The organism is Tsukamurella conjunctivitidis, from assembly GCF_007858475.1.
Taxonomy (GTDB): Bacteria; Actinomycetota; Actinomycetes; order Mycobacteriales; family Mycobacteriaceae; genus Tsukamurella; species Tsukamurella conjunctivitidis.
In genome coordinates this window covers 1-574 of record NZ_VIGX01000208.1, presented here as the reverse complement: position 1 = coordinate 574, position 574 = coordinate 1, and the positions used below count along the sequence as shown (strand labels likewise).

At 69.5% G+C, this 574-nt stretch carries 1 pseudogene; it reads left to right on the top strand.

Annotation, left to right across the window (positions count from 1 at the left end):
• Nucleotides 1–574: pseudogene (locus tag FK530_RS25080) on the top strand (hypothetical protein); the annotation flags it as partial.

The following is a 574-nucleotide window of genomic DNA, read 5'->3' as shown; positions in this document are numbered from 1 at the left end:
GGGCCTCGCCGGCTACGGCGTGATGCCGCTGGTCCTGGGGGACTTAAAGCCCGATTACGTCGACCTGATCGAGGCGATGGGCGGCCAGATCATCACGTTGGGCCGTGGCCGCGGCTACCTGAACGTGCTCGACCCCGGCGAGGCCACGGAAGCGGCCGCCCGGCTCCGCGACGCCGGCCATGAGAAGGAGGCCATGCAGGTCATGGCCGACGCTCACGGCCGCCGGCAGACGATGGTGTCGGCGCTGCTGACGATCCTGCGCGCGGCGCCTCCGACGGACCGCGAGGAGACGATCATCGACCGTTCCTTGAAGTGGCTCGACGAGCACCACGACGGCGTTCCGGTCTTGGGCGACCTGCTGAGGGTCATCCAGGAGGGTCCCGAGGAGGTGCGCGCCGTGGCCCTCGACCGTGGCAGCGACGAGCGCTACAAGGCGATCACGGAGAGCCTGGAAGCTTCCCTGATTGGCCTCACTGGCGGCGGCCGCCTCGGTGAGACGTTCTCGCGCCAGACGACGAACCCGATGCGCCGCGACGCCCCCGTGGTCTACGACGTCTCCGCGATTGACGACTCG